A 22872-nucleotide genomic window follows, 5' to 3' on the forward strand; every position below is an offset into this window, starting at 1 on the left:
AGGTCCTTGCGAGGGCTTCTTTTCTTTTGCCCGCAGCGCCGGGGATCCGGTCGGCGGCGAGCAATGCCCGCCCGGCCGCAAGTATGCTATAGTGAACGTAACTGATTAACGAAGGCAAGATGCGGAAGGAGCATGCAACGGCGATGAAACTGTATACACGAACGGGCGACGGCGGCCAAACGTCGGTGAAGGGCGGGCGCGTCCGCAAGGACGACGCCCGGGTGGAGGCGTACGGCACGATCGACGAGCTGAACAGCTTCGTCGGCCTGGCGGCGGCGATGGCAGCCGCGCGCGAAGGGCTCGGAACGCTCGCGGCCGAATTGGTCGAGATTCAGCAGGAGCTGTTCGACTGCGGATCGGACCTCGCGTTCCGCGACCCGGCAAACCGGGAGCTCAAGCTGACGGCGGAGGCTGCAATGCGGCTGGAAGGCTGGATCGACGCGCACGACGCGGCCGCGCCGGACATCACGCGGTTTATTTTGCCGGGCGGCAGCGACGTGGCGGCGCAGCTGCACGTCTGCCGGACGGTGTGCCGCCGGGCCGAGCGGCGCGCCGTGACGCTGAGCGCCGAGGTCGAGGTGCCGGCGCCCGTCATGGTGTATTTGAACCGGCTGTCGGATTATTTCTTCGCGGCGGCGCGGGCGGCCAATGCGCGGCTGGGCGTGAGCGACGCCGAGTACGTCAGGAGCGCGGACGTGTTCCGCAAGCGCGATTGATGAGTCTGGACCAGACGTATTACGCGCCGCTCGCGGTTCGCGTGACGGAGGAGGACGCCGGCAAGACGGTCCGCGCCGTGCTGGAACGCCGGCTCGGCGTCTCCCGCAAGCTGCTGTCGCGGCTGAAGCTGACGGAGCACGGCATTACGGTGAACGGCGCGCGCGTCTACACGAATGAGCGCGTGGCCGCGGGCGATCTCCTCGAGCTGCGGATGGAACGGGAGGAATCGGACGACATCCTGCCAGAGCCGATGTCGCTCGACATCGTATTCGAGGACGACGACCTGCTCGTCGTGAACAAGCCGCCGGGCGTCATCGTGCATCCGACGCACGGCCATTATACGGGCACGCTGGCCAACGGCGTCGTCCACCACTGGCGCGAGCGCGGGGAACGGGTGCGCTTCCGGCCGATCCACCGGCTCGACGAGGATACGTCGGGCCTCGTCGCGATCGCGAAAACCGCCTACGTCCACCAGCAGCTCTCGGAGCAGCTGCAGCGCGGCGAGGTGGACAAGCGGTACCGGGCGTACGTGTACGGCCGGCCCGCCGAGGCGGCGGCCACGATCGACGAGCCGATCGACCGCGACGAGGTCAATCCGCATCTGCGGGTCGTGCGGCCGGACGGGTACCCGTCCGTGACCCGTTACGAGACGGAAGCCGTCTACGGCGGCGGCGCGGCGGCGAAGGTGAACCTGAAGCTGGAGACGGGGCGCACGCATCAGATCCGCGTCCACATGAAGCATATCGGCTGCCCCTTGATCGGGGACAAGCTGTACGGCTATGCGGAACTGACGGCGGTCATCGCGGCGGACGGCAAGCCGTTCGATACCGCGGCGGGCGCCGGCGATCCGGCGGCGGTTGCGCTTGCAGCTTGTGCCATGGGCGCGGAGATGCCGGCGTCCGCGGCCGTGCTGGAGGCCGCGGTCGACCGGCAGGCGCTGCACGCAGCGATGCTGGCGTTCACGCATCCGATCACGCGGGAGCGTATGGCGTTCGAGGCCTCGCTGCCCGACGATTTGCGGCGGCTCGAGGCGGCGCTGGAGCGGCTATAACGGGCCGGGCAGCTAGGCCGGGCAGCTAGGCCGGGCAGTTAGGCTTGCGTAGCTGTGCGGCTATGCGGCCGTTCGCGCATCCGGAGGGGGCGCGAGGACGGCCAGCCGCCGCTGCCGCGGCGAATCGTGCGCTTGCGGGCGATGCCGGACGGAGGCTGATATCGACGAATGGAGACGAGGACGAGATGAAGACATTGACGATCTACGACTATCCCAAATGCGGCACCTGCCGCACCGCGATCAAGTGGCTGAAGGGCAAGGACTACGAGCTGGAGCATCACAACGTGTTCGAGACGGCGCCGTCCGAGGACGCGCTGGCGGAGCTCGTGCGCAAGAGCGGCCTCGAGGCGAAGAAGTTTTTCAACACGTCCGGCGAGGCATATAAGGAGATGGGCTTGAAGGATGTTCTGCCGGGCTTGTCGGAGCGGGAGAAGATCGCGCTGCTCGCGTCCAACGGCCGGCTGATCAAGCGGCCCGTCGTCACGGACGGCAGCACGGTCACCGTCGGCTTCAAGGAAGACGACTACGAGCGGGTCTGGGGCTAATCGGCGGATACGGGAGGAGAATTCGTGTGACGAAGAAAACATGGCGGGCCGAGCGGCTGTCGCGTCTCGGCTCGTCGATCTTCGCGGAGGTGGCCGAATGGAAGCGCCGCGCGGCGGCGAACGGGCTGGACGTCATCGACCTCGGCATCGGCAGTCCGGATCTCCCGCCTTCGCCGGCCGTGCGGGAGGCGCTGAGCCGGGCCGCGCTGCGGGATGACGCCTACGGCTATCCCGGTTCGAAGGGGACGCCGGCGTTCCTCGCGGAGGCGGCCGAATGGCTGGCCTTCCGGTTCGGCGTCCGGCTCGATCCGGAACGGGAGCTGGTGTCGCTCATGGGATCGCAGGACGGCCTCGGCCATCTGGCGCTCGCGCTGTGCGATCCCGGCGATGCGGCGCTGCTGCCGGATCCGGGCTATCCCGTCTACGCGGCGGGGCTTGCGCTCGCCGGCGTCGAGCCGCATCTCATGCCGCTGCGGGCGGAGAACGGCTATTTGCCGGATTTCGATAGGATTCCGGACGACGTGTGGCGGCGGGCGAAGTTCATGCTGCTCAACTATCCGAGCAACCCGTTGTCGGCCGTCGCGGACCTCGCGTTCTTCGAGCGGGCCGTTGCCGCCGCCAAGCTTCACGGCGTGCTGATCGTGCATGACCTGGCCTATTCCGAGATGGCGTTCGATGGCTATCGTCCGCCGAGCATTTTGCAGGTTCCGGGCGCCGTCGACACGGCGGTGGAGTTCCATTCCTTGTCAAAGAGCTTCAATATGGCGGGCGTGCGGATCGGCTTCCTGGCCGGCAACCGCGAGGCCGTCGCGGCGATGCGCGAGCTGAAGGCGAACATCGATTACGGCGTGTTCCTGCCCGTGCAGGAGGCGGGCATCGCTGCGCTCCGGGCGGATCGGCTGGGGACTGGACCGAAGGTCGGACCGCTGTACGAGCATCGCCGGGATGTGCTAGTCGAGGCGCTGGCGAAGCAGGGCTGGGATATCGGCCGACCGAAAGCGACCATGTTCTTATGGGCCGAACTGCCCAAAATGGCTTGGCAGCTCGCGGAACCGTGGAGCTCGCGTCGAATTTCCCGGGAAATGCTCGAACGGGCAGGCGTCGCGGTCATTCCAGGCGACGCGTTCGGCGCCGAGGGAGAAGGGTACGTGCGCATCGCGCTCGTGGAGAGCGAGGCCCGGCTGCGCGAAGCGGCGGCCCGCATCGGGGCATTCATTCGCGGCGAATGACCGCATTGCCGCACAGATCGCGTAAAAAGGTCGATCGGGAGAGGAGTCCCGGTCGACCTTTTGTCATATGGCGCGCCTAGCTAGCGAAGCTCGATCGGCAGCTCCCGCAGTCCGCGCATCAGAATGCCGGGCCGCCATTCGGCGCCGGCGAACGACGGGCTGAGCCGCAGATCGGGCAGCCGCCGGAGCAGCGCCGTCAGCGCGATGCGTCCCTCGATTCGGGCGAGCGGCGCGCCGAGGCAGAAATGAATGCCGTTGCCGAAGGCGATATGTTTGTTTTTCTTCCGGCTCAGGTCGAGACGCCCGGGGTCGTCGAACTGGGCGGGGTCGCGGTTGGCCGCGCCGAGGCCGACGAGGATGAGGTCGCCCTTGCGCACGTACTTGCCGTGCCATTCGAAATCGCGGCTGGCCCAGCGGGACGTGGCGATTTCCACCGGGCTGTAGTAACGCAGCAGCTCTTCGACGGCGGTCGCGGACAGCGACGGGTCCTGCCGCCACAGGCGCAGCTGGTCGGGATTCTCGAGCAGCGCGAGCAGGCCGTTGCCGATCAGGTTGACCGTCGTCTCATGCCCGGCGACGATGAGGAGCCAGATCGTGGAGATAAGCTCGTCTTCCGACAGCCGGTCCTGGTTATCGTGCGCCTGAACGAGCAGGCTGATCAGATCGTCGCCCGGCGTTTTCCTTCGCGCTTCGATCAGTTCCTCGAGATAGAGGCGGAAGGCCTGCAGGGAGGGATAAGCAGCCTTCAGCTTCTCGCGGTCGTTGGCCGCTTCGATAAAGTCGCTCGACCAGCGCTTGAACAGGACGTAATCGTCGTCCGGGATGCCCAGCATCCGGCTGATGAAGGTTATGGGCAGCGGGAACGCGAAGTCTTCGATGGCTTCCAGCCTGCCCGCCTGCTCGATGCGGTCTATCAGATCTTCAGCAATGCGCAGGATATCGCTTTCCATGCGGTCGATCATCTGGGGTGTGAAGGCTTTCGATACGATGGCGCGGAGCCGGGTATGGTCCGGAGGATCGGACGACAGCATCTGTTTGCTGATCAGCGCCATTTCCTTCTCGGGGATGACCGCGGCGTAGTCTTCCGGGGACAGGGACTGCAGGTTTTTCGTGATGCGTTCATTGTCCTTGAGCGCCAGAATGGCGTCGTCGTACCGCGTGGTCAGCCAGGCCCGCTGGCCGTCGGGCATGGTCAATTCGTGCAGCGGGTCTTGGGCGCGCAGCCGGTCGTAGAGCTCGTGGGCTTGCCGTTTGAATGCGGGCGACGACACGTCGAGGTTCGCGTTTGGAATCGTCAAGAACGTCACTCCAATCCGATTATTGTCGAGGCGGGGCGAGTCCCTTGCCTGCCGCCTCTGATTGGTAGTGTACACCATCGCCATGGCCGCGCCCATGGGACCGAAGCCGCACGATCGGGTCCAGGCGGAAAAATATCGTTCTCGGCCGGCCTGCGGGCCGTTCATCGGCATGCTGCCGACTGAACGCAACAAAAGCCGCGGCGTTCTCCGCGGCTTGGATCGCGAATGTGCGGACGGCGGACGGCGGGCGGAGCGAATGCAGCAAGGATGCCCTGTTCGCGCCGCGAAGTTACGGCGGGTGCTGCCGCGTTCGCTTCGCGCGGAAGGCTGCGACCGAATGATCGGGCGGCGGGCGAGCAGCGGAGGAAGCGCACGCTTAGCGCTCGATTTTCACCGGCTGGCGCCGTGCCGCCGATTCGTATGCGGCGAGCGCGACGCGCACCGCCTCGAGGCCGTCCTCGCCCGTGACGGCGACCGGCCGGCCGGTTCGGACGCTGTCGACGAAGGAGGCGACGAGGCCGGCATCCATGTCCGAGCCCCAGTTCGCCCAGGACGTCTTCATCGTCGCGTCCTTATGGACGACGATGTTTTGCTTGAACAGATCGACCTTGGAGACGCCGGCGCTGCCGACGATCTCGAGCGTGACGTCGCCCCAGGTCGGGAACGACTTCGTGCGCGACCAGGACGGGTCGAGCGAAGCGATGACGCCGTTGTCGAACGCGAACGCGAGCGCGCCGCAGTCGTCGGCCGCGATGGCGTGGAAGCGGGTGGCGATTTCCGCGTACACCTCGACGATTTCCGCGCCGGGCATGATCCAGCGCATCAAGTCGACGACGTGCACGGTGTGGTCGATGACGGCGCCGCCGCCGGATTTGGCCTTGTCAATGAACCAGCCGCCCGGCATCGTGCCGCGGTTTGTGCCCTCCAGGGCGCGGATGCGGCCGAGCACGCCGCTTTCGACGTCGCGTTTCATCGCCGCGGCCGCCGGGTGGAACCGGCAGGGGAACGCGGTCATCAGCTGAACGCCGTGCTTGCGGGCCGCGGCGACGATGGCTTCCGCGCCCTCCAGGGAATCGGCGAGCGGCTTCTCGCACAGCACGTGCTTCCCGGCTTCCGCCGCGGCGACCGCCATCTCGCGGTGCAGGGCGTTCTCGGAGCAGACGACGACGGCGTCGATGTCCGACGCGAGCAGCTTCCCGTAATCCCGCTCCCACCGCGTGCCGAAATCATGGGCAGCCTGTCGGCCCCGCGCTTCTTCCGGATCCGCGACGCCGGCGATCTCGATGCCGAGCCGGCGCAGTCCGTTGACGTAGGCGTAGACGTGCATATGGGCGACGCCCAATAGACCGATCTTCATTTACGCTTCCTCCTTTCCGAAGCTGTCCATCTCGACGGCGGTACCGGTTGCGGCCGAATGGAGGCACGCCAAGCTGATCCGCAGGGCTTCGTACGCATCCTCGGCGGTCAGGACGGGCGCGATGCCGTCCTCGATGCAGCGGAGGAAGTGCGCGAGCTCGTCGTCGTACGGACTGGCCGCCAGGGCGCTCTGCGGAACCTGCACGGCCGGGCGGTCGGCGGTTTGAGCGGCCAGCCGGGTGCGGTTCGTGACGGCGTCTTCCGAGTTGACGGAGAGAATGCCGCCGCTGCCGGCGACCTCGAGCCGGGTCGCGAAGCCTTCCGGAAACGCCCACGAGCCGTTGGCGTACCCGATGGCGCCGCTGCGGAAGCGCAGCGTGGCGAAGGCGTGATCCGGCCCGGCGTGGTCGCCGGCGGCGCGCAGCCCGCGCGCGTAGACGCGTTCGACGTCGCCGAATGTCCAGCGCAGCCAGTCGAAATCATGCAGCATCAGATCCAGCAGCACGCCGCCGGATTGGGCGAAGTCGGCGTACCAGCCGTTGCTGCCGCTCGGGGCAGAACTGACGCGTTCGGCCCGGACCGTGCCGACGTCGCCGATCTCGCCGGCGCGGATCAACTCCCGGACTCGGACGTATTCCGGGAAGAAGCGGACGACGTGGCCGATATACAAGTGAACCCCGGCCGCCCTGCAGGCGTCGATCATCGTCCGGGCATCCGCGAGCGTACCGGCGATCGGCTTCTCGCAGATGACGTGCTTGCCGAGAGCGGCGGCGCGAAGGACGTATTCCTTATGCAGAGGCGTCGGCAAACAAATATCGATGACGTCCGGTTCGGCGCCTCCCAGCAGGTCGTCCAGCGCGGCATACGCCGCCGTGCCCAGCCGTTCGGCCAGCGCGCCGGCGGCTTCCGGGCGTGCGTCGACGATGCCGACCAGCTCCGCGCGCGGATTGCGGGCATGGGCTTCGGCATGAACGGACCCCATGGCGCCGGCGCCGATAAGTGCGATTCGCATGATCTTGGGACCTCCTCAAGTTTTGCATTAGTAGACGCAGCCACAGGAGTGACAAGGTAGAACAATCCGGCTTCGAAAGCATAGCCGCCCAACATGATTTCACCGTTCTCCGGCACATTTCCTCCCGGCCGGTAAAAAAACGGGCTTTCCCGGAGATGTCCGCCCGCTCGCCCCCTTGCCCAAGAAACAGGTCGTCCCGGGCATATCGGACACGTTTGAACCGGAATTTTCGGGTTGACGGGCCCGAACGCGCGTCGTATACTGCGCCTGAGTAAGTACTGTTTAAACGGAACTCGCCGTCCGGTTCTTGCGTATTGGAGGGGAGTTCGTTCATCGCCGACAACCAAAAAGACCCCGCCATTCCAGATGGCAGGGCCGTGCATACCGCTTAACCTCTTATGGACGATGCTCGGCTTCGGCCGCTCTGCTGCGCTCTCGTTCGACGAGCGTCTGCGCTTCCGTGATCTTCTCGGCGATGGTTAGCAGCAGCGCCTTGAATTCGGGATCGGTTTCGGAGCGGATGTATCGGTCAACGGCCGCTTCTTTGTATGTCAGCGTTTTCATGATTTCCTCCTCCTGCCAGAACGCGTCGCCGCGAGACGCCGCAATCGTATAGAGATCCAATTGATCGTTCAGCCACTGCCCGTACGAATGCCGTCTAGATTTGGCCATCCGAGGCCGCGAGCCATACCCGCTCCCAGACATTGGAAGGCGCTTGCAATTGCTTTCTCGCTTCCTCAAATTATAATAAAGCTACCGTTACATAACCGTTACATGGCTGACCAAGAGGCCGTAACGCCGCAATCTGCCACACGCTTCTCTAGCAAAACGGCAAAACCAGAACAGATTCGGCCTCAGACGGCCCGATTGGAGGTGTTCGCTTGTCCGAGATGAAGGAACCGGGACCGGTGCTGAAGTACCGGTATTCGCCGACGAGCAGCCCGGAAGCGGAAACGATGCTGCTGCTGCACGGAAACGGCTTCAACAGCTCCTTGTGGGGCGGGATGGCGGAACGGTTGAACGAATGCTTCCAGGTGCTGTACATCGACTTGGAAGGCGGAGAAGCGGAATGCGCGACATGGGACCGGCTCTGCGGCGAACTGCGCGACTTGCTCGCGCGCCTGGATATTCGCGAGCTTCATATTACGGGGCACGCGTTCGGCGGGTCGTTCGCGGTCGCCTTTGCCGACCGTTATCCGGAGACGGTCAAGACGCTCGTCCTCATATCGATCGCCGTATTCTATCCCGCCGTCGAAGGGGAACGAATCATTAGCACCTACCTCGATTATATCGCGGAACAAGGCCTCCCGGCCGTCACCCGGCGGGAAGTCATCCCGTTCCTGACCTCGCTTCCGGAAGGGGATGAGACGCTCGAAGCCATCTATCGCGCTTACGACCGGATCGACGAGCGGCTCTATCTCCAGCTGTTCAAGCTGCAAATGCTGGAGCGTCCGGTTCACGAACGGCGCAAGATCGATTGCCCGACGCTGCTGATCGCGGGCGAGCAGGACAAGCTGTACTTGCCGCAGCTGCAGTCGATCACGGCCGGCTACTTCCAGAGAGGGTCGTTCCTGATCATGCCGAATGCGTGCAACGCCGTATTTATCGACCAGCCGGAACTGACGGCCCAATGGATCCGGAGCTTCGTGCTGACCGCGTCGAATTACGCGCAGCGGCCGTCGCAGACGGCGATGGGCAGCCCTGTTCCGTCCATTATCCGCGCGGTGATGCACAATCTCGTGCCGGATTTGCAGCCGCGCGAGTCGGGGCGATCGGCCATACAGGTCCTGCACATCGCGCTGTTCCACCCGTTCGAAGTGCGGCTGAACGGCGTGCCGATCCCGGACGGCTGGGACAAGCGGTACGCCAAGACGATCCTGGCGTATTTGACCCTGCGCCCGTCCTGCACACGGGAGGAGCTGTGCGACGCCTTGTTCCCTGCGCTCAGCCGGCTGACGGCGCTCAGCAACCTGCGCGTCTACCTCGGCTACTTGAAGAAGCTGCTCGAGCTCCCGGACGGCGAGTCGGTGCTGGTCACCAGCCGGACCCATATCCGGCTGAACGCGAAGATCGAATGCGACCTGCAGGTCTACGACGCGGAGCTCAAGCGGATTCTGTTCATTACGGACGGCGAGTCGAAGTACGCGGCCGCGCGGGCGCTGCTGCGGACCGTCGGCACGGAGCCGTTCATGCAGGGCATTTACGACCAGTGGTTCCTCGACATCCGCAGCGATATCGAAGAACTGCTCGCGAGCCTGTCGGAATGGGCGGCGTCCTGGGAGGCGCGGATGGAACGGCCGGACTCGGCGCGTTATTTCGCCCAAATCGCGAACCGCCTGACGGACGGCAGAGATTCCTTGTAAATTGCATCCAAACGACGATCGGCGTTGCGGCCGGGGGGCTTCCTATTCTATGATAAGAGTAACATTTGATAGAACAGGAAGGACGAACCGATGAACGAAAACAAGATTCTGATCGTCGACGGGATGGCGCTGCTGTTTCGGGCGTTCTTCGCCCAGTCGTACGACGCGCGCCGCATGGCCGACGGTACCCCGACGAACGCCGTTTACGGCTTTCTGCAGTATTTGTTCGACGCCGTCAACCGTTTCGAGCCGACGCACGTGCTCTGCTGCTGGGACATGGGCAGCAAGACGTTCCGCACGGACATGTACGCCGGCTACAAGGCGAACCGGCCGGATGCGCCGGACGATCTCGTCCCGCAATTTTCTTTGGTGAAAGACATCGTCGCTGCGCTCGGCATTCCGAACGTCGGGCTGGAAGGCTACGAGGCAGACGACTGCATCGGCACGCTCGCGAACAGGCTGAGCGAGCTCGGCCACGTGTACGTGCTGACGGGCGACCAGGACATGCTGCAGCTCGTCTCGGAACGCATCCACGTCGCCATCATGAAGAAGGGCCGCGGCAATTACGCGGTGTACGACCTCGACTTTCTGCAGACGGACAAGGGCGTGCGGCCGTTCCAGATCATCGAGATGAAGGGGCTGACCGGCGACACGAGCGACAACTATCCTGGCGTCAAAGGCATCGGCGAGAAGACGGCGCTTAAGCTGCTGCAGGAGTACGAGTCGATCGACGGCATCCTGAGTAATTTGGACGCGTTGTCCAAGAGCGTCAAGGCGAAGATCGAAGCCGACCTTGAAATGCTCCATCTGTCGCGCACGCTGGCGCGGATCAACGTCGAGGTGCCGATCGAATGCGAGCTGGAGACCTGCACCTGGAGCGGGCCGCAGGACCCGGCGCATCCGGTGTTCGAGCAATATCGGCTGACCTCGCTGCTGAAGCTGATCGGGTAGCGGGACGGCGCAGCGGAAACGGACAGAAAAAGGGCGTCCGAAGAGCCGCGATCATCGCTGCTCCTATCGCCGATGTGATGTGGCCGTAATCTAGCGTGTCCGTCGTGAGGGCCTCATAGTATGGATTGGTAGTTAGGCAACGATAGAATGAACCAAAGAGCAGTTTGCCGCCGCTGGCAAACTGCTCTTTTTTTGGCTTGATCAGAGGGTTCCTTGCTCTTGCGTATTGGATAGATGTGCCTGGGCCAACATAATCGCAGCATCATAGAAAGTATCTTGTCTATGAGGATCACTTCTATGAATGATGGCATCCACAATAGCCCCGCCATATAGCATCTCTAATTGAGCAGCAAATATTATTCCCTGGCGTCATCTGCTAATGATTTTATAAATTATAGGCAGCGGCCTTACCTTAGGTCCGGGCGCAGCAGCGTTAGTGGAGTTCAATTCTTATTCCAATAAAAGGCTGCCGGGATCCATCAATACGATTACGCAAGCCGTCGGTATCATTATCGCCACTAGTGTTGGCGCATCCTTGATTAAATATGCGCCGTTTCCGTTACACCTCAGTTATTGGGTCTTATGTGCGCTTGTCTTTTTCAGCATTATCTTTTGTTTATTCCTGCCACAGAAAAAACAGATCCGAACGCCTCGGGTGGTCGCTGGAAACCGCGAGGAGTCAAAATTCCTCAAGGATTGGCGGGGGTTATATATCGTAGCTGGCTTGGCCATCGGGACCGCTTTCGGGGCTGTTGCGATTTTTGTTTCGCTCGGAGCGCAAATTGCACGGGATATCATCGGGACGAAAGACATACTTGTCATTGGGGCCGTTTTATCCATCTCGTATCTACTCATGGCAGTGACTGCTGTATTTGCGGGTAAGCTGAGGCCGGTTATTTCAATCCGAATTGGTCTGGTTTCAAATTCTTTTTACATTGATGCTGCTAACATTCGCAGCTGAGCTTCACTCGTTTATTATTTTTATTTTGGCCGCGATATTTTGTAGGCTTGCTTATGGCTTTTCTGGAACAGGAGCTATTGGTCTTGCAGCCATTAACTCTCCAGAGCGGTACCGGGTACAATTTCTGTCTGCCGTATTGGTCATGGCCTATCTGTTCCAAGGCGCCACTTCTTTTGGGGCTGGAGTAACATCTACAGTCTACGGATTTAGTTTTGCTATCACGCTGTTTGCATCGATCATCAGTCTAATTGCGCTCATCGCTTTATTCCTCACATTAAAGAACAAGAAGGAGAGTAGGGGAATTCAGATCGTTTCCACACAGTCGTGAACAGGAATTTAATTTTATAAACAAAACAGGAAAATGCCCGGAACTAGACTGCTTCCGGGCATTTTCCTATGTTGGCAAGAAATTGAGTTAAGTATCAGGGACGATCAAGGCTCGTCCAGCGCGTCCGGATAGCTGTCTTCTCCGGGGTATTCGCGGTCCATGCCTTCGTGCAGCTCGCGGTTCTCGTAGTCGAACCGGTTCGGGGAGCGCATGTCCATCCGCCATGGCGTGCTCTTGCCGAGCGACGCCGATTGCATGCTGGAACCGTAGGAGCCTTCGGGAAATTCCTCCGCGGCGAGATCGTTGCGCTGGGACTCAACTGTCTTGAGATCCGTATAAGCTTGACGATTTTCTTCTTCGAACACGTCGGCTACCTCCTGAAACGGATTGGGTGGTACCGTTTCAGTGTACCCCGATCAGTCGGTAAAATTCACCGTTCCCACCACAAGCTCGAGAAACTGGCGAAGCTCGGCCGCTTCCTCTTCGGTCAGCTTGTAAGTGTATTCCAAGTACCCTTCCTCGTCCAGATCGTCCTGTCCCACGATCGCGGTCCGTCCGGACTGCAGGTCGGTAATCAGCTTCTTGCCGTAGAAGCGGTTGGTCGTCATAATGGCGAGATCGAACCGTTTCAGGCTCGGCGTTATGAAGGTTACGAAGCGGGTCGACGTTTGTTCGGTCGAATCCGACATAAAATCGTAATCGGTCAGCTGCATCGGGCGTTCCTCCTTTGTTGGGTCTATCATAGCATCCCGTTCCGGGCCGTTCAATACGAAATAGGGGAACAATTGTTCGATTTTACTATTGCCTTTGCCATTATAACTGTGCTATGATGAATGCAATCGAATCGTTGCACGTGAGGAAGCACCTCTTATTGCCATATTCTATGGCGTTAAGGGGTGCTTTTTTGCGTTTATGCGCATGATGGCGCGCGTGGCGCGGGCGGAGCGGATTTGATGACACTAAGAGACGGAGGTGGCCTGCATGCAGGTCGTATTTTTGAACACATTTGAGAAACCGGGCGGAGAGGACGGGCCGGCGCGCGAAGCGCAGCTGTCGATCTGCGAACAGAACGGCGTTTGGTCGGTGATTTGGACCGACGCGGACGGACCGGGGGAAGGCGGCCAGTCGACGTGGTACGAAGGCGGGTCGTGGGAAGAGATGATGACCGCGTTCCGGCATGGCATCGCGGTTCAGATGGGCGAAGGCTTCTCGCCGCTGATCGACGGCATGCTCGAGGAGCGGCGAAGCGTGAACGCGGGCACGGCGCAGTATGCCATGATTCAATGCTACGGGGAGATATACGGGAATGCGGAGCTGTTCAACGCGCTGCGCGACTGGCGGCGCGCCAAGGCGGCGTCCATCAAGAAATCGGCCTATCTCGTGGCGACGAACCGGATGCTGTGGATGATCAGCGCCTACGTGCCGCTGCAGCCGGAAGAATTGATGCAAATCCCGGGCTGGGGCGAGGCCAAGCAAGCCGCATACGGTGCGGATGTGCTGGCGATCACGGGCGCGTTCGAACGGGAGACGTCGTTTCCTCTCGATTGGGTGGCGGACAAGCTCGATCCGAAGGTGTACACGAAATGGGTGTTCAAGCAAAAGGAGAACAAATACAAGACGCAGCTCGACCGCCAGCAGGAGAAGCGCGACCTGCTGCGCGCGATCGCGGAAGGCAAGTCGATCGAGGAACTGCAGGCGGAGATCGAGCTGCCGCGGCGGGATTTAATGGAACGGCTCGAGAAGCTGGACTTGGATGGCTACGATCTAGAGCCGCTCATCGAGAAGGAGCTCGCGAGCATGCCAGCTTCCGAACAGCAGCTCGTCTGGGACGCGCTGCAGTCCATGGGCGACCGGTACTTGAGGCCCGTGCTGCATCAGGTGTATGGCGAGGATGCGGAGCAGAGCAAGGGAAAGGCGGTGGATCTGCTGTACGACCGGCTGCGGCTTATCCGGCTGCGGTATCGCCGTTCGGGCGGCAATCGGGTGTCATAGCGTCCAGATCGGATCTTCGAACCGGATGGAGGCGCCGCTGCCGCAGTCCCGTCCGGTCTCGTAGGAGCGGTTGCCGATCAATTGGGCGGCCGCTTCGCGCAGCCGATGTTTGGACGGCGCCTCTTCGTCGATCGAGCCATTGATCCCCGGCGCCTCCGGTTCGTCGCAGCGCAGCCATTGAAGCACGGCCGACACGACGGCCAGGCTCTCGTCCATCGCCCGGTCCCAGAGCGTCCAGACATCCTCGTCGTATTGCGTCCTGCCGTTCGTCGGATCCAGCCAAGGACGCCGGGATTCGTTCAGGATATCCAGCTCCGGCAGCCGGCGCTTGTAAACGAACGGATCGATTTGCTTGAACGTCAGGAAGCGCTTGATGCCGATTGGATCGTGAAACAGCCGCTGCGCCCGGATCATGTCGCGCATCGCGTGCTGCCAGTCTTCGCGCCGGACGCGAGGTGCCGATTCGGGGTAGTGCACGGCCGCGATTTGTTCGAACGCTTCCAGGATCGGCCGGGGAAGTTCCCCGCGATTGTCGATTTCCCGCCACACCTCCGTCTTCCAGGTCTCCGCGCCGAGCAGCTTGCGGACGATGAGCGTGTCCATCATGACTTCGAAGCGTTGATGATCCCATTTGCGAAAGCCCGAGCGGCTGAACACGTACGGATGCATGACGCGGTCCAGCAAATGATGCAGCAGGAAACCGAGCGCATAGGCGAGCGCGTCGTCTTTGCCGGGATCCCGGTCGATAGCGGCATGATCCGCCGCATCGAGCAGGTCCATGAGGACCGGGCCGCAGTGCCGCTCGTGCATGGCGCTTCCGAGTGCCCCCATTGTCCGGTCTGTCTGCCAAGGCAGGAAATGATGATAAAACAGAAAATCGGGGCCTTGACAGCCCATATTGAACATGCGCCGGCGCTCCGGAAGGGCAATCAATGCCTCTTCGCCGAGTGCCTGCAGGCAGCGCTGTCCGAATAGCAAATGGGTCCACACGTTTGGCACGGATAACCTCCTCAACGTTCTGGTGAGTGAAGCAATACGCGGGATCCGCGCGAAAAAAAAAGGCCGTGCCGAGAAAATGAGCTTCGTGTTGCGAGCGGAGATTCGGCCATCGGAACCATGTCCATAGACACGGGGGCGCGGAATGATGACCGGGGTCTTCAAGGCACGTTTAGGTCTAATGTTCGACATATTTCTTCATATCTTGCAAGATCTAGTATACTTGGCCTAATCATTCCTGTATACTTGTAATGAGTTTGAAAGAAATCGTCGAAAAGGGGCGTTATCCTGAAGATGAAGGCTGAATATATCAATCCCTTCTTGGAGTCCGCTAAAATCGTGATCGAACAAGTGATTCAAATCAGACCTTCTACGGGGCAGCTCGGCATTAAAGATATCAAATTCGTCGAAAACTACATATGGATTCAAATCGGCATCAACGGCCAAATGAACGGCGATATCGTGTTCGGCTTAAGTGAGCAGGTTGCGCTCAAGATGGTTTCCGCGATGATGGGCGGCTATACCGTCGCCGTGATGGACGAGATGGGCAAAAGCGCGATTTCGGAGCTCGGCAACATGATCAGCGGCAACGCGAGCACGATACTGTACAACCAAGGCGTGCGGGTGGACATCACCCCGCCGAAGGTCATACATTCGGCTCAGACCGCCGGATTCACAGCGACTAGAGCATTGACGATTCCGCTTATCATGGAGGGAATCGGCGAGCTGGATATTCAGGTTCTTCTTGCATCGTAGCATGATTTCAAGCTCCCGCGGGAGCTTTTTTTCTTATCCGGCAAAGACGCGGCCCTTTTGCCTATTCGTACCGGTTACGTTAAACTGAAGGACAGGTGATGCTACGTGCTGAAAGGGAAAATCATCGTCATAACCGGCGCAGGGAGCGGTATCGGCGCGGAAACGGCCAGGCAGCTGGCCAAGCATGGCGCCGTGCCCATCTTGACCGGCCGCAGCAAGGCCAAGCTCGAGCAGGCCGCCCGGACGATCGAAGGGCCGCACGGCGTGTACGAGATGGACGTGACCGACGACGGTGCCGTCCAAGCCGTCATCCCCGAGATCGCGCGCGCGTACGGACGGCTGGACGTTTTGCTCAATAATGCGGGCTTCGGCGTGTTCGAGACGCTCGAGGATACGCCCATCGAACGGTTCGAGGCGATGATGGACACGAACTATATGGGCATCGTCCGCTGCACGAAGGCGGCCGTCCCCGTCATGCGTGCCCAGGGGGGCGGGCATATCGTGAACGTCGCGTCCATGGCCGGCAAGCTGAGCACGGCCAAAGCGTCCGGCTATGCCGCGACCAAGCATGCGGTGCTTGGCTTTACGAACGCCATCCGGCCGGAGTTATCCGGCTTCGGCATCGCGGTGTCGGCCGTCAATCCCGGCCCGATCGACACGCCGTTCTTGAACGCCGCCGATCCGTCGGGAGCGTATTTCGATCGGTTGAAAGGCTTCATGCTGAAGCCGGAGCAGGTCGCCTCGGCGATCGTACGGGTAATCCGGAAACGGACGCCGGAAGTCGATCTGCCGCGGTCGGCCGCGATCGGCATCCGGATCTACGGACTGTTTCCGCGGTTCGCCGACCGGGTCGCGGGCCGCTGGCTTAACCGCAAATAAGCATACGAGTTACATGAGGAGTTTGATAAATCGTGTCCTGGGAATCATTGCAGCTGCAGCCGCAGCTGATCGAAGCATTGCGAAGCCATCAAATCGAATCGCCGACGCCGGTGCAGGCGGAGACGATTCCGCTGCTGCTCGCGGGGCATGATCTGTCCGCCCGGTCGCAGACCGGCTCGGGCAAGACGCTGGCCTACATGCTGCCGGCGCTGGAAAAGGCGGATCCGGCTAGCGATACCGTGCAAGTCATGATCATCGCGCCGACGCAGGAGCTGGCGATGCAAATTTACCGTGTCGCGGAGAGGTACGGCGAAGCGCTCGGCGTCAAGGCGCAGCAGCTGATCGGCGGTGCTTCCATGCAGCGCCAGGTCGAGAAGCTGCGCGAGCGTCCGCAGCTCGTCGTCGGCACGCCCGGCCGTATCCATGAGCTGGTGAAGGCCGGCAAGCTTAAACTGCACGCCATCCGGCTCGTCGTGATCGACGAAGCCGACCAAGTGTTCAATTTGGGTTCGACCGTCGAAGTCGAATCGCTGCTGAAGGGCATGCTGCGGGACCGGCAGATCGCGTTCTTCTCGGCGACCCGGCCGCAGGCGATGGCCGACGTGGAAGCGCGATGGATGCGCGAGCCGCAGGCGGTGGACGTGGAACGCCAAACCGGCGGCCGCGTCGACCATTATTATCTCGTCTGCGACAAACGCGACAAGGTGGATACCGCGCGGCGGCTTCTCCGGCTGCTGAAACCGGCGTCGGCGCTGCTATTCATTAACGAGACCGACGAAATCGCCAATTATGAGGCAAAACTGAAGTACGAAGGGTTCACGGTGGAGACGCTGTACGGCGACGCGGACAAGCAGCGGCGCGCGGCCACGCTGGCCCGATTCCGCGACGGGCGGATTCAGATTCTGCTCGCGACGGACGTGGCGGCGCGGGGGCTCGACATCGCGGACCTGCCGCTCGTCGTCCATCTGGACCCGGCGCTTGACGCCGACCATTACGTGCACCGCTCCGGGCGCACGGGGCGGATGGGCAAGTCCGGCACGGTCGTCTCCATCGTGACGCGGAACCAGCTGTTCATTATGGACAAATTCCGCAAGCAGCTCGGCCTCGATCTGCGGGAGAAGACGATGTACCGCGGCAAGCTGTGGACACCGGGTGAGGAAAAGGGCCGCGCCGGCGAAGGCGGCCGGCGCGAAGCAGCGGAGCGCCGCGGGGCCGAGGGCGGCCGCTTGTCGGCGGCACGGCCGGCGGAGCGGCGCGGCGACGTCGCGTCTGTGCGCGTCGCCGATGGCGGCGCCGGAATCGCAGCGCGCCGGGCATCAGCCGGCACGGCCGGTCAGCCGGCGCGCGGGATAGCCGCGCAATCCGGCGGCAGGGCTGCCGGCCCCGGTGCGGGGGCGACCCGCGAAACGGGCCGAAAGCCGGCGCCGCCGGCGGCGAAGCCCGCCAAGTCGAAGAAACAACTAGAGCAGGAGCGCAAAAACAAAGGCGCGCCGAAATGGTTGAAAGCCAAACGGGACGGCGCGCCGCAGTAGTCGGCGATGCAGCCTGCGTGAAACAGCAGGAACCGGAAAGGGTCAGAACCCTTCCGGTTTTTTTTGTCGTGGTCACGGGAAGGTCACGCAATGCTGACGGGCGTTCGGGAGAGGTCATGAGAACACCGTACGAAGGAAGGCAAGCGAAGGTCGCGGACTGTCGCGGGAAGTTGCGGACAGCCGTATGACGGCCGTAGGAAGGAAGGCCTCGTTAATACGCGCCCATTGAAAAACGAGTCACTTGTAACGATGCCGATCGGCCTGCCGCAAGGCGCAGCCGCCGCTTCCCAACCGCCGTCGCGCATGGGAGTGAAACGATTCAATAAACCTCTTAACCGCGAAGAGACAATCCCAAGATTATCGCGCATTCCTACGGGTTTGCCTAGTTGATCGATAAAGTGAAATCGCTGGTGAAACGCCCTTTTTCGTGCCCGGGCACACAATATGCTGGCTCGATCGCGATTACTCGCCGTTTGTCAGAATCACCGATTTCACTATACGATAGCGCTTACAGAGACGTGTTTTAATTGCCGAATGTCAATCAGGGCACGGATACGGGGGGACGGATGCAGCCGATATAGCGGCAGTCGAATCGTTTCACATTTCCATCGCAGCCGGTTGATCTCATGCCGATTCCGCGAGGAATCCTCGATCGCAATCTCTTCGATCGCAATCTATTATAGCCGGCTTGTCCCGCTGTCTGATTCGCACAGTCGGAGTCTGCTTCTTCAGTTGGATTCTATCACATTTAAGCTCTATCAGCATTCAAACCTATCCCATGACGAGGTGACGACAATGCGTTTTTATTTAATCGGGGCGGGCGTCATTAACCGCACCCATGCGGAAGCGATTTACAAGCTGGACGGCGAGGAGACCATCGAGATTAAGGTGGCCGATCCCAATCCCGCGGCGCTGGCGGGGTTCCTGGAGCGCTTCCCGGAAGCGGAGGCTTTTGCGGACGCCGGAGACATGCTGGCGGAACCGCCGCGCGAGGACGACATCGTCATCGTGGGGACGCCGCCGTTCACGCATTTCCCCCTGTCTCAGATGGCGCTGGCGTCCGGCCGGCACGTGCTCTGCGAGAAGCCGCTCGTCATGAACCGCGGCGAAGCCGAGGCGCTGCTCGAGACGGCGAAGGCGCAATACCGGCTGCTCGGCTGCTGCAGCGTCCGGTTCCTCGACGTGCCGAAGACCGAGGAAGTGAAGAAGCTGCTGAACGACGGCACGCTGGGCGACGTGTACAAAATATCGTTCGTCTTCCGCGGCCAGCGCGGACGGCCGGGCGTCGAGTACCAGCCGGAGAGCCGCTGGTTTCTGGATCGCGCCAAAAGCGCCGGGGGCATCGTGATGGACTGGGGGCCGTACGATTTCGCGGTATTGAACGACCTGCTGCAGCCGCGGCGCATCGAGGTGGCCGCCGCGTGGACGAGCAAGCCGCAGACGGACATCGACCCGACGGACACGGTATACGACATAGAGGGCCATGTTGGCGCCATGCTGAAATTCGAGCAGGACGATGGCCGGTCGGTGTGGGTGCAGTACGAGCGCGCGTCGTGCACGCACGGCGAACCGTATGCCTTCGTCGAAATCGAAGGGACGAAAGGCGCGGTGAAATGGTCGCCGTATTTCGAAACAGACCACGTCCTCGTCAAAACCGACCGGGGCGGCGAGGTCGACGCGCAGGAGCGCGCGGTGCCGTACGAGGGGCCGATCGGCTATATGGACCATCCCGTCCATTTCTTCCGCCGGCAGGTGAAGGGGCTTGCGTCGCCGGCGATCGTGAACGAGCAGGCGGTGTTCAACTTCATGCAGCTGCTGGCGATCTACGAAAGCGCGGAAAGCGGCCGGCCGGTGGCGCTGGGGAGGAACGTGCATGCGTAGCTTCAAAGGCTTCTCGACCGGGCTGTACGGCTGGCAGGCCGAGTATTGGAAGGACGGCCGCGAACCGGCACTGGACGACATCTTCCGTGCCTGCGCGCAGGCCGGTCTGCAGGCGGTCGAGGCTGATCCGACGCCGGACGTGCTCGCGCTCGCGAAGCGGCACGGACTCGCGATATCCGGCGCCTATATCGGCCTGCCGCTGCACGAGCCGTTCGAGCGCCTGAACGTTCAGGAGACCGTGCTGCCGGCGGCGATCAGACTGGCGGAGGCCGGCGGCACGGATCTCGTGATCAACGCCGATCCGAAGGGCGGCTGGGACGCGCCGCAGCCCAAGTCGGAGGACGAGTTCGAGCGCCAAGGCGACAATCTGTCGCGCATCGCGACGGCGGCCGGCGGCCTCGGGCTGACGGTCAGCATGCATAACCACGCGGCGGACGGCCATAATGCGGAAGGTGACCTGCGCTCCGTGATCCGGTATGCCGACGGCACCGTCGGCCTGTGCGTCGACACCGGCTGGGCGCATGTGGCGGGCATGGATCCGATCGGGCTGCTGCGCCGATATCCCAAACGGATTCGCGCGTTCCATCTGCGCAACCAGTTCGGCGTCGTCCCGAGCGAGGAGCTGGCCGAGGGCGACATCGACATGAAAGCGCTGTTAAACGCCGCGTCCGAGATCGGCTACGGCGGCTGGCTGACGTTCGAGCTGCTGCACGAGGAAGGGACGAACGCCAAGCGGACGCTCGCGGAGGCAACCGCCAGATCCGTCGCGTTCCTGCAAGCCTGCCTGCGCGAGCGGCAATAGGCGCCGACGCGAGCGCCAATAAACGCCGACGTAGGCGCCGCGGGGGACGGCAGCGCAAGCGATGCGCGGCTCACTTGCGCGTTCTTCCCCGCCGGGTTCGGCTATGCGTTCCGAGCCCGAGCCGCCGCTGCGGGCCGTATCGACCAGCAGCACCCAACAAGCATGTCCCATGGCAAACCGAGATGGAGAGGTACACGACAGATGGCAGCTACGATCAAAGACGTCGCGAAACTCGCGGGGGTCGCGATTTCGACCGTGTCCTACGCGCTGAACGGCTCCCCCAAGATCAGCGACGAAACGAAGCGCAGGGTCGCCCGGGCCGCCGAGGAGCTGAACTACCGCCCGAGCGGCGCCGCGCGCAACTTGAAGAAGCGCAAGAGCGAGACGATCGGCCTGTTCCTGAACGCCCTAGGCGGTCCCTTTTACAGCCAGCTGATCGAAGGCATCCAGGAGGTCGTCGCCTCGTACGACTACAAGCTGATCGTCTCCAGCACCTTCGGCGGGGAGAACAGCTCGGCGCACCGGGTGCTCCGGGAGAAATTCGTCGACGGCGCGATCATCATGGGCTTCGACATCCGCGACAGCCTGATTCTGACGATCGCCGGCAAATCGCTTCCCATCGTCGTGCTCGACCGGGAACTGAACGCCGACTACGTCCACAGCGTGCGGATCGACGACGAGCTGGGCGCCTACGAGGCCGTGTCCCATCTGATCAAGCTGGGGCGGAGGAAAATCGATTTTCTGAGCGGCCCGGTTGTCGCTTACGACAATGCCAAGCGCTTCGCCGGCTACCGGCGCGCCATGGACGAGCACGGCCTGGCGTATGCGAGGACGATCAAGGTGCAGGGCCGTTACACCGAGACGACCGGCTACCAGTCGATGAAGCTGATGCTGGCCGCGAACCGGGTGCCGGACGCCGTGTTCGCCGCGAACGACGAGATGGCGATCGGCGCCATGCGCGCCTTGCAGGAAGCGAATCTGTCGATTCCGGACGACGTGGCGGTCGTCGGCTTCGACAACATTCACCAGGCCTCGTACGTCCGGCCCGCGCTGACGTCGGTCGGCCACTCCCGGTACGAGCTCGGCGCCATTGCGACCCAGTGCTTGTTCCATTCCCCGCGGGAAGGCCAGTCGATCGTCCTGCCGACCGAGCTCGCGATCCGGCAGTCATGCGGGTTCGGCCGCGCGGACGGACCGCCGGCCGCCAATGTATGATGCCCGCCGCAAGACCCGTAATCGGAATACAGGAGGATGATCCCGTGGCAGTCTTAACCGGCAAACGGACCGCTTCGCCCAAGAAAGGCAAAGGCCTGAAAACGCAAAACGTCAAAGTGCTCTACTTGTTCCTGCTGCCCGCGCTCGCGCTGACCTTCGTGTTCGCGTACCTGCCGATGTTCTCCAACTACATCGCGTTTCTGGACTACGACTTCAACAAAGGCTGGTTCGGCTTCGGCAGCAAATTCGTCGGCTTCGACAATTTCGCCAAATTTCTGCATGACGACAAGTTCTATACGCTGATCGGGCGCACGCTGCTGTACAGCGTCACGATGATGGTCGCGACGTTCCCGGCTCCGCTGATTCTGGCGCTGCTGCTGAACGAGCTGCGGGGCGAGCGATTTAAAAAGATCGTGCAGACGACCTCGTACATCCCGCACTTCGTGTCCTGGGTTACGGTGGCCGGACTGTTCTACCTATTCCTCACCGTGGACGCGACCGGCCTCGTCAACAACATCCGGCAGTTCTTCGACCCCGGGGCGGAGCGCATCTCGTTCATGCAGGACGCGCATAACTTCCTGCCCGTGCTCGTCATCTCGGAGGTGTGGAAGGAGACGGGCTGGGGGACAATCCTGTACCTCGCCGCGCTGACAACCATCGACCCGCAGCAGTACGAAGCGGCGCAGGTGGACGGGGCGAGCCGGCTCCAGCGCTTGCGCTACATCACGCTGCCCGGCCTCGTGCCGACGATGTGCATCCTGCTCATCTTCTCGCTGAGCGGTCTGCTGGCCACGAACTTCGACCAGGTCTTCAACCTGCAGAACAAAATGATCCGCCTCGATACCGACACGATCGGCGTCTACACCTACTATCAGGGCTTGGTGAGCGGGCAGTATTCCTATTCCGCCGCGGTCGGGCTGTTCCAGGGGCTCGTCTCCTTCATTCTGATCATGGCGACGAACGCCACGACCAAGCGGCTGAGCAACGTCGGCATCATCTAGGGAAAGG

General features: G+C 62.2%; 22 protein-coding genes. 15 read left to right on the top strand and 7 right to left on the bottom strand.

The genetic code is table 11. The features are described 5' to 3' along the window. The first annotated feature begins 143 nt into the window (after nucleotides 1-143). From ACFPB1_RS15945 to ACFPB1_RS15960, 4 genes are all read left to right on the top strand, one after another. Entirely contained in the window at nucleotides 144-716 is a 573-nt protein-coding gene (locus ACFPB1_RS15945; RefSeq protein ID WP_379227017.1) for a cob(I)yrinic acid a,c-diamide adenosyltransferase, read from the top strand. Then, entirely contained in the window at nucleotides 716-1768 is a 1053-nt protein-coding gene (locus tag ACFPB1_RS15950; RefSeq protein ID WP_379227019.1) for an RluA family pseudouridine synthase, read from the top strand. Before ACFPB1_RS15945 ends, ACFPB1_RS15950 begins: the two co-directional genes overlap by 1 nt. A gap of 185 nt (nucleotides 1769-1953) precedes the next feature. After that, entirely contained in the window at nucleotides 1954-2313 is a 360-nt protein-coding gene (locus ACFPB1_RS15955; protein WP_379227021.1) for an arsenate reductase family protein, read from the top strand. Nucleotides 2314-2339: 26 nt separating this feature from the next. Further along, nucleotides 2340-3542: an aminotransferase class I/II-fold pyridoxal phosphate-dependent enzyme gene (locus ACFPB1_RS15960; protein WP_379227023.1), complete on the top strand. Its 1203-nt coding sequence runs from the start codon at nucleotides 2340-2342 to the stop codon at nucleotides 3540-3542. An 80-nt stretch (nucleotides 3543-3622) separates the two neighbouring features. Here the strand turns inward: ACFPB1_RS15960 and ACFPB1_RS15965 are convergent, their stop codons facing one another. The 4 genes from ACFPB1_RS15965 to ACFPB1_RS15980 all read right to left on the bottom strand — a co-directional run bounded on the left by ACFPB1_RS15965 (nucleotide 3623) and on the right by ACFPB1_RS15980 (nucleotide 7880). Continuing rightward, a complete protein-coding gene (locus tag ACFPB1_RS15965) occupies nucleotides 3623-4849 on the bottom strand; it encodes a cytochrome P450 family protein (RefSeq protein WP_379227110.1) in 1227 nt (408 codons plus the stop codon). A 367-nt stretch (nucleotides 4850-5216) separates the two neighbouring features. Beyond that, nucleotides 5217-6197: a Gfo/Idh/MocA family protein gene (locus tag ACFPB1_RS15970; protein WP_379227026.1), complete on the bottom strand. Its 981-nt coding sequence runs from the start codon at nucleotides 6195-6197 to the stop codon at nucleotides 5217-5219. Continuing rightward, the gene (locus ACFPB1_RS15975; RefSeq protein WP_379227027.1) at nucleotides 6198-7208 is read right to left on the bottom strand and encodes a Gfo/Idh/MocA family protein; all 1011 of its coding nucleotides are present in this window, start codon (nucleotides 7206-7208) and stop codon (nucleotides 6198-6200) included. A 396-nt stretch (nucleotides 7209-7604) separates the two neighbouring features. Then, nucleotides 7605-7880: a hypothetical protein gene (locus ACFPB1_RS15980; RefSeq protein WP_379227029.1), complete on the bottom strand. Its 276-nt coding sequence runs from the start codon at nucleotides 7878-7880 to the stop codon at nucleotides 7605-7607. Nucleotides 7881-8098: 218 nt separating this feature from the next. On the opposite strand from ACFPB1_RS15980, the gene ACFPB1_RS15985 reads away from it, so the two are divergent. The 3 genes from ACFPB1_RS15985 (at nucleotide 8099) to ACFPB1_RS15995 (ending at nucleotide 11483) form a co-directional block, all read left to right on the top strand. Continuing rightward, nucleotides 8099-9571, top strand: a complete 1473-nt coding sequence (locus ACFPB1_RS15985) for an alpha/beta fold hydrolase (protein WP_379227112.1) — start codon at nucleotides 8099-8101, stop codon at nucleotides 9569-9571. A 90-nt stretch (nucleotides 9572-9661) separates the two neighbouring features. Further along, entirely contained in the window at nucleotides 9662-10522 is an 861-nt protein-coding gene (locus tag ACFPB1_RS15990; protein WP_379227031.1) for a 5'-3' exonuclease, read from the top strand. A 436-nt stretch (nucleotides 10523-10958) separates the two neighbouring features. Next, entirely contained in the window at nucleotides 10959-11483 is a 525-nt protein-coding gene (locus ACFPB1_RS15995; protein ID WP_379227033.1) for a hypothetical protein, read from the top strand. A gap of 432 nt (nucleotides 11484-11915) precedes the next feature. On the opposite strand, the gene ACFPB1_RS16000 is transcribed toward ACFPB1_RS15995, so the two are convergent. Next, nucleotides 11916-12176, bottom strand: a complete 261-nt coding sequence (locus ACFPB1_RS16000; protein WP_379227035.1) for a hypothetical protein — start codon at nucleotides 12174-12176, stop codon at nucleotides 11916-11918. 51 nt (nucleotides 12177-12227) lie between these two features. Beyond that, on the bottom strand, nucleotides 12228-12524 hold the full coding sequence (locus ACFPB1_RS16005) for a DUF3055 domain-containing protein (RefSeq protein WP_379227037.1): 297 nt from the start codon (nucleotides 12522-12524) through the stop codon (nucleotides 12228-12230). Between the two features lie 268 nt (nucleotides 12525-12792). Between ACFPB1_RS16005 and ACFPB1_RS16010 the strand changes: the two genes are divergently transcribed. After that, nucleotides 12793-13803 carry an HRDC domain-containing protein gene (locus ACFPB1_RS16010; RefSeq protein WP_379227039.1) on the top strand — a complete coding sequence of 337 codons (1011 nt, stop codon included), beginning with the start codon at nucleotides 12793-12795 and terminating at the stop codon, nucleotides 13801-13803. On the opposite strand, the gene ACFPB1_RS16015 is transcribed toward ACFPB1_RS16010, so the two are convergent. Further along, a complete protein-coding gene (locus tag ACFPB1_RS16015) occupies nucleotides 13798-14802 on the bottom strand; it encodes a zinc dependent phospholipase C family protein (RefSeq protein ID WP_379227041.1) in 1005 nt (334 codons plus the stop codon). The two genes, ACFPB1_RS16010 and ACFPB1_RS16015, sit on opposite strands and share 6 nt — an antisense overlap. Before the next feature lie 291 nt (nucleotides 14803-15093). Here ACFPB1_RS16015 and ACFPB1_RS16020 point away from each other — a divergent pair, with 291 nt between their 5' ends. From ACFPB1_RS16020 to ACFPB1_RS16050, 7 genes are all read left to right on the top strand, one after another. Then, a complete protein-coding gene (locus tag ACFPB1_RS16020; protein ID WP_379227043.1) occupies nucleotides 15094-15555 on the top strand; it encodes a chemotaxis protein CheX in 462 nt (153 codons plus the stop codon). 105 nt (nucleotides 15556-15660) lie between these two features. Next, nucleotides 15661-16434, top strand: coding sequence for an SDR family NAD(P)-dependent oxidoreductase (locus ACFPB1_RS16025; RefSeq protein WP_379227045.1), 774 nt, complete (start codon nucleotides 15661-15663; stop codon nucleotides 16432-16434). 32 nt (nucleotides 16435-16466) lie between these two features. Then, entirely contained in the window at nucleotides 16467-17966 is a 1500-nt protein-coding gene (locus ACFPB1_RS16030; RefSeq protein WP_379227047.1) for a DEAD/DEAH box helicase, read from the top strand. A 795-nt stretch (nucleotides 17967-18761) separates the two neighbouring features. After that, on the top strand, nucleotides 18762-19847 hold the full coding sequence (locus ACFPB1_RS16035; RefSeq protein WP_379227049.1) for a Gfo/Idh/MocA family protein: 1086 nt from the start codon (nucleotides 18762-18764) through the stop codon (nucleotides 19845-19847). Next, on the top strand, nucleotides 19840-20649 hold the full coding sequence (locus ACFPB1_RS16040) for a sugar phosphate isomerase/epimerase family protein (RefSeq protein WP_379227051.1): 810 nt from the start codon (nucleotides 19840-19842) through the stop codon (nucleotides 20647-20649). Before ACFPB1_RS16035 ends, ACFPB1_RS16040 begins: the two co-directional genes overlap by 8 nt. 201 nt (nucleotides 20650-20850) lie before the next feature. Continuing rightward, nucleotides 20851-21864 (top strand): LacI family DNA-binding transcriptional regulator, encoded by a 1014-nt coding sequence (locus tag ACFPB1_RS16045; protein ID WP_379227053.1) that lies wholly within the window; start codon nucleotides 20851-20853, stop codon nucleotides 21862-21864. A gap of 44 nt (nucleotides 21865-21908) precedes the next feature. Continuing rightward, the gene (locus ACFPB1_RS16050) at nucleotides 21909-22865 is read left to right on the top strand and encodes an ABC transporter permease (protein WP_379227055.1); all 957 of its coding nucleotides are present in this window, start codon (nucleotides 21909-21911) and stop codon (nucleotides 22863-22865) included. The last annotated feature ends 7 nt before the right edge of the window (nucleotides 22866-22872 follow it).

It is taken from the genome of Paenibacillus sp. GCM10023250, assembly GCF_042653205.1.
In the GTDB taxonomy this organism is placed as follows: Bacteria; Bacillota; Bacilli; order Paenibacillales; family Paenibacillaceae; genus Paenibacillus_Z.

Bases quoted from the DNA above. Each gene is read 5' to 3' on its own strand.
- ACFPB1_RS16040 (WP_379227051.1), top strand. From the start codon at position 19,840: ATGCGTAGCTTCAAAGGCTTCTCGACCGGGCTGTACGGCTGGCAGGCC.
- ACFPB1_RS16020 (WP_379227043.1), top strand. From the start codon at position 15,094: ATGAAGGCTGAATATATCAATCCCTTCTTGGAGTCCGCTAAAATCGTG.
- ACFPB1_RS15950 (WP_379227019.1), top strand. From the start codon at position 716: ATGAGTCTGGACCAGACGTATTACGCGCCGCTCGCGGTTCGCGTGACG.
- ACFPB1_RS16005 (WP_379227037.1), bottom strand. From the start codon at position 12,524: ATGCAGCTGACCGATTACGATTTTATGTCGGATTCGACCGAACAAACG.
- ACFPB1_RS15955 (WP_379227021.1), top strand. From the start codon at position 1,954: ATGAAGACATTGACGATCTACGACTATCCCAAATGCGGCACCTGCCGC.
- ACFPB1_RS15975 (WP_379227027.1), bottom strand. From the start codon at position 7,208: ATGCGAATCGCACTTATCGGCGCCGGCGCCATGGGGTCCGTTCATGCC.
- ACFPB1_RS15985 (WP_379227112.1), top strand. From the start codon at position 8,099: ATGAAGGAACCGGGACCGGTGCTGAAGTACCGGTATTCGCCGACGAGC.
- ACFPB1_RS15990 (WP_379227031.1), top strand. From the start codon at position 9,662: ATGAACGAAAACAAGATTCTGATCGTCGACGGGATGGCGCTGCTGTTT.
- ACFPB1_RS16035 (WP_379227049.1), top strand. From the start codon at position 18,762: ATGCGTTTTTATTTAATCGGGGCGGGCGTCATTAACCGCACCCATGCG.
- ACFPB1_RS16010 (WP_379227039.1), top strand. From the start codon at position 12,793: ATGCAGGTCGTATTTTTGAACACATTTGAGAAACCGGGCGGAGAGGAC.
- ACFPB1_RS16045 (WP_379227053.1), top strand. From the start codon at position 20,851: ATGGCAGCTACGATCAAAGACGTCGCGAAACTCGCGGGGGTCGCGATT.
- ACFPB1_RS15980 (WP_379227029.1), bottom strand. From the start codon at position 7,880: ATGGCCAAATCTAGACGGCATTCGTACGGGCAGTGGCTGAACGATCAA.
- ACFPB1_RS15945 (WP_379227017.1), top strand. From the start codon at position 144: ATGAAACTGTATACACGAACGGGCGACGGCGGCCAAACGTCGGTGAAG.
- ACFPB1_RS15970 (WP_379227026.1), bottom strand. From the start codon at position 6,197: ATGAAGATCGGTCTATTGGGCGTCGCCCATATGCACGTCTACGCCTAC.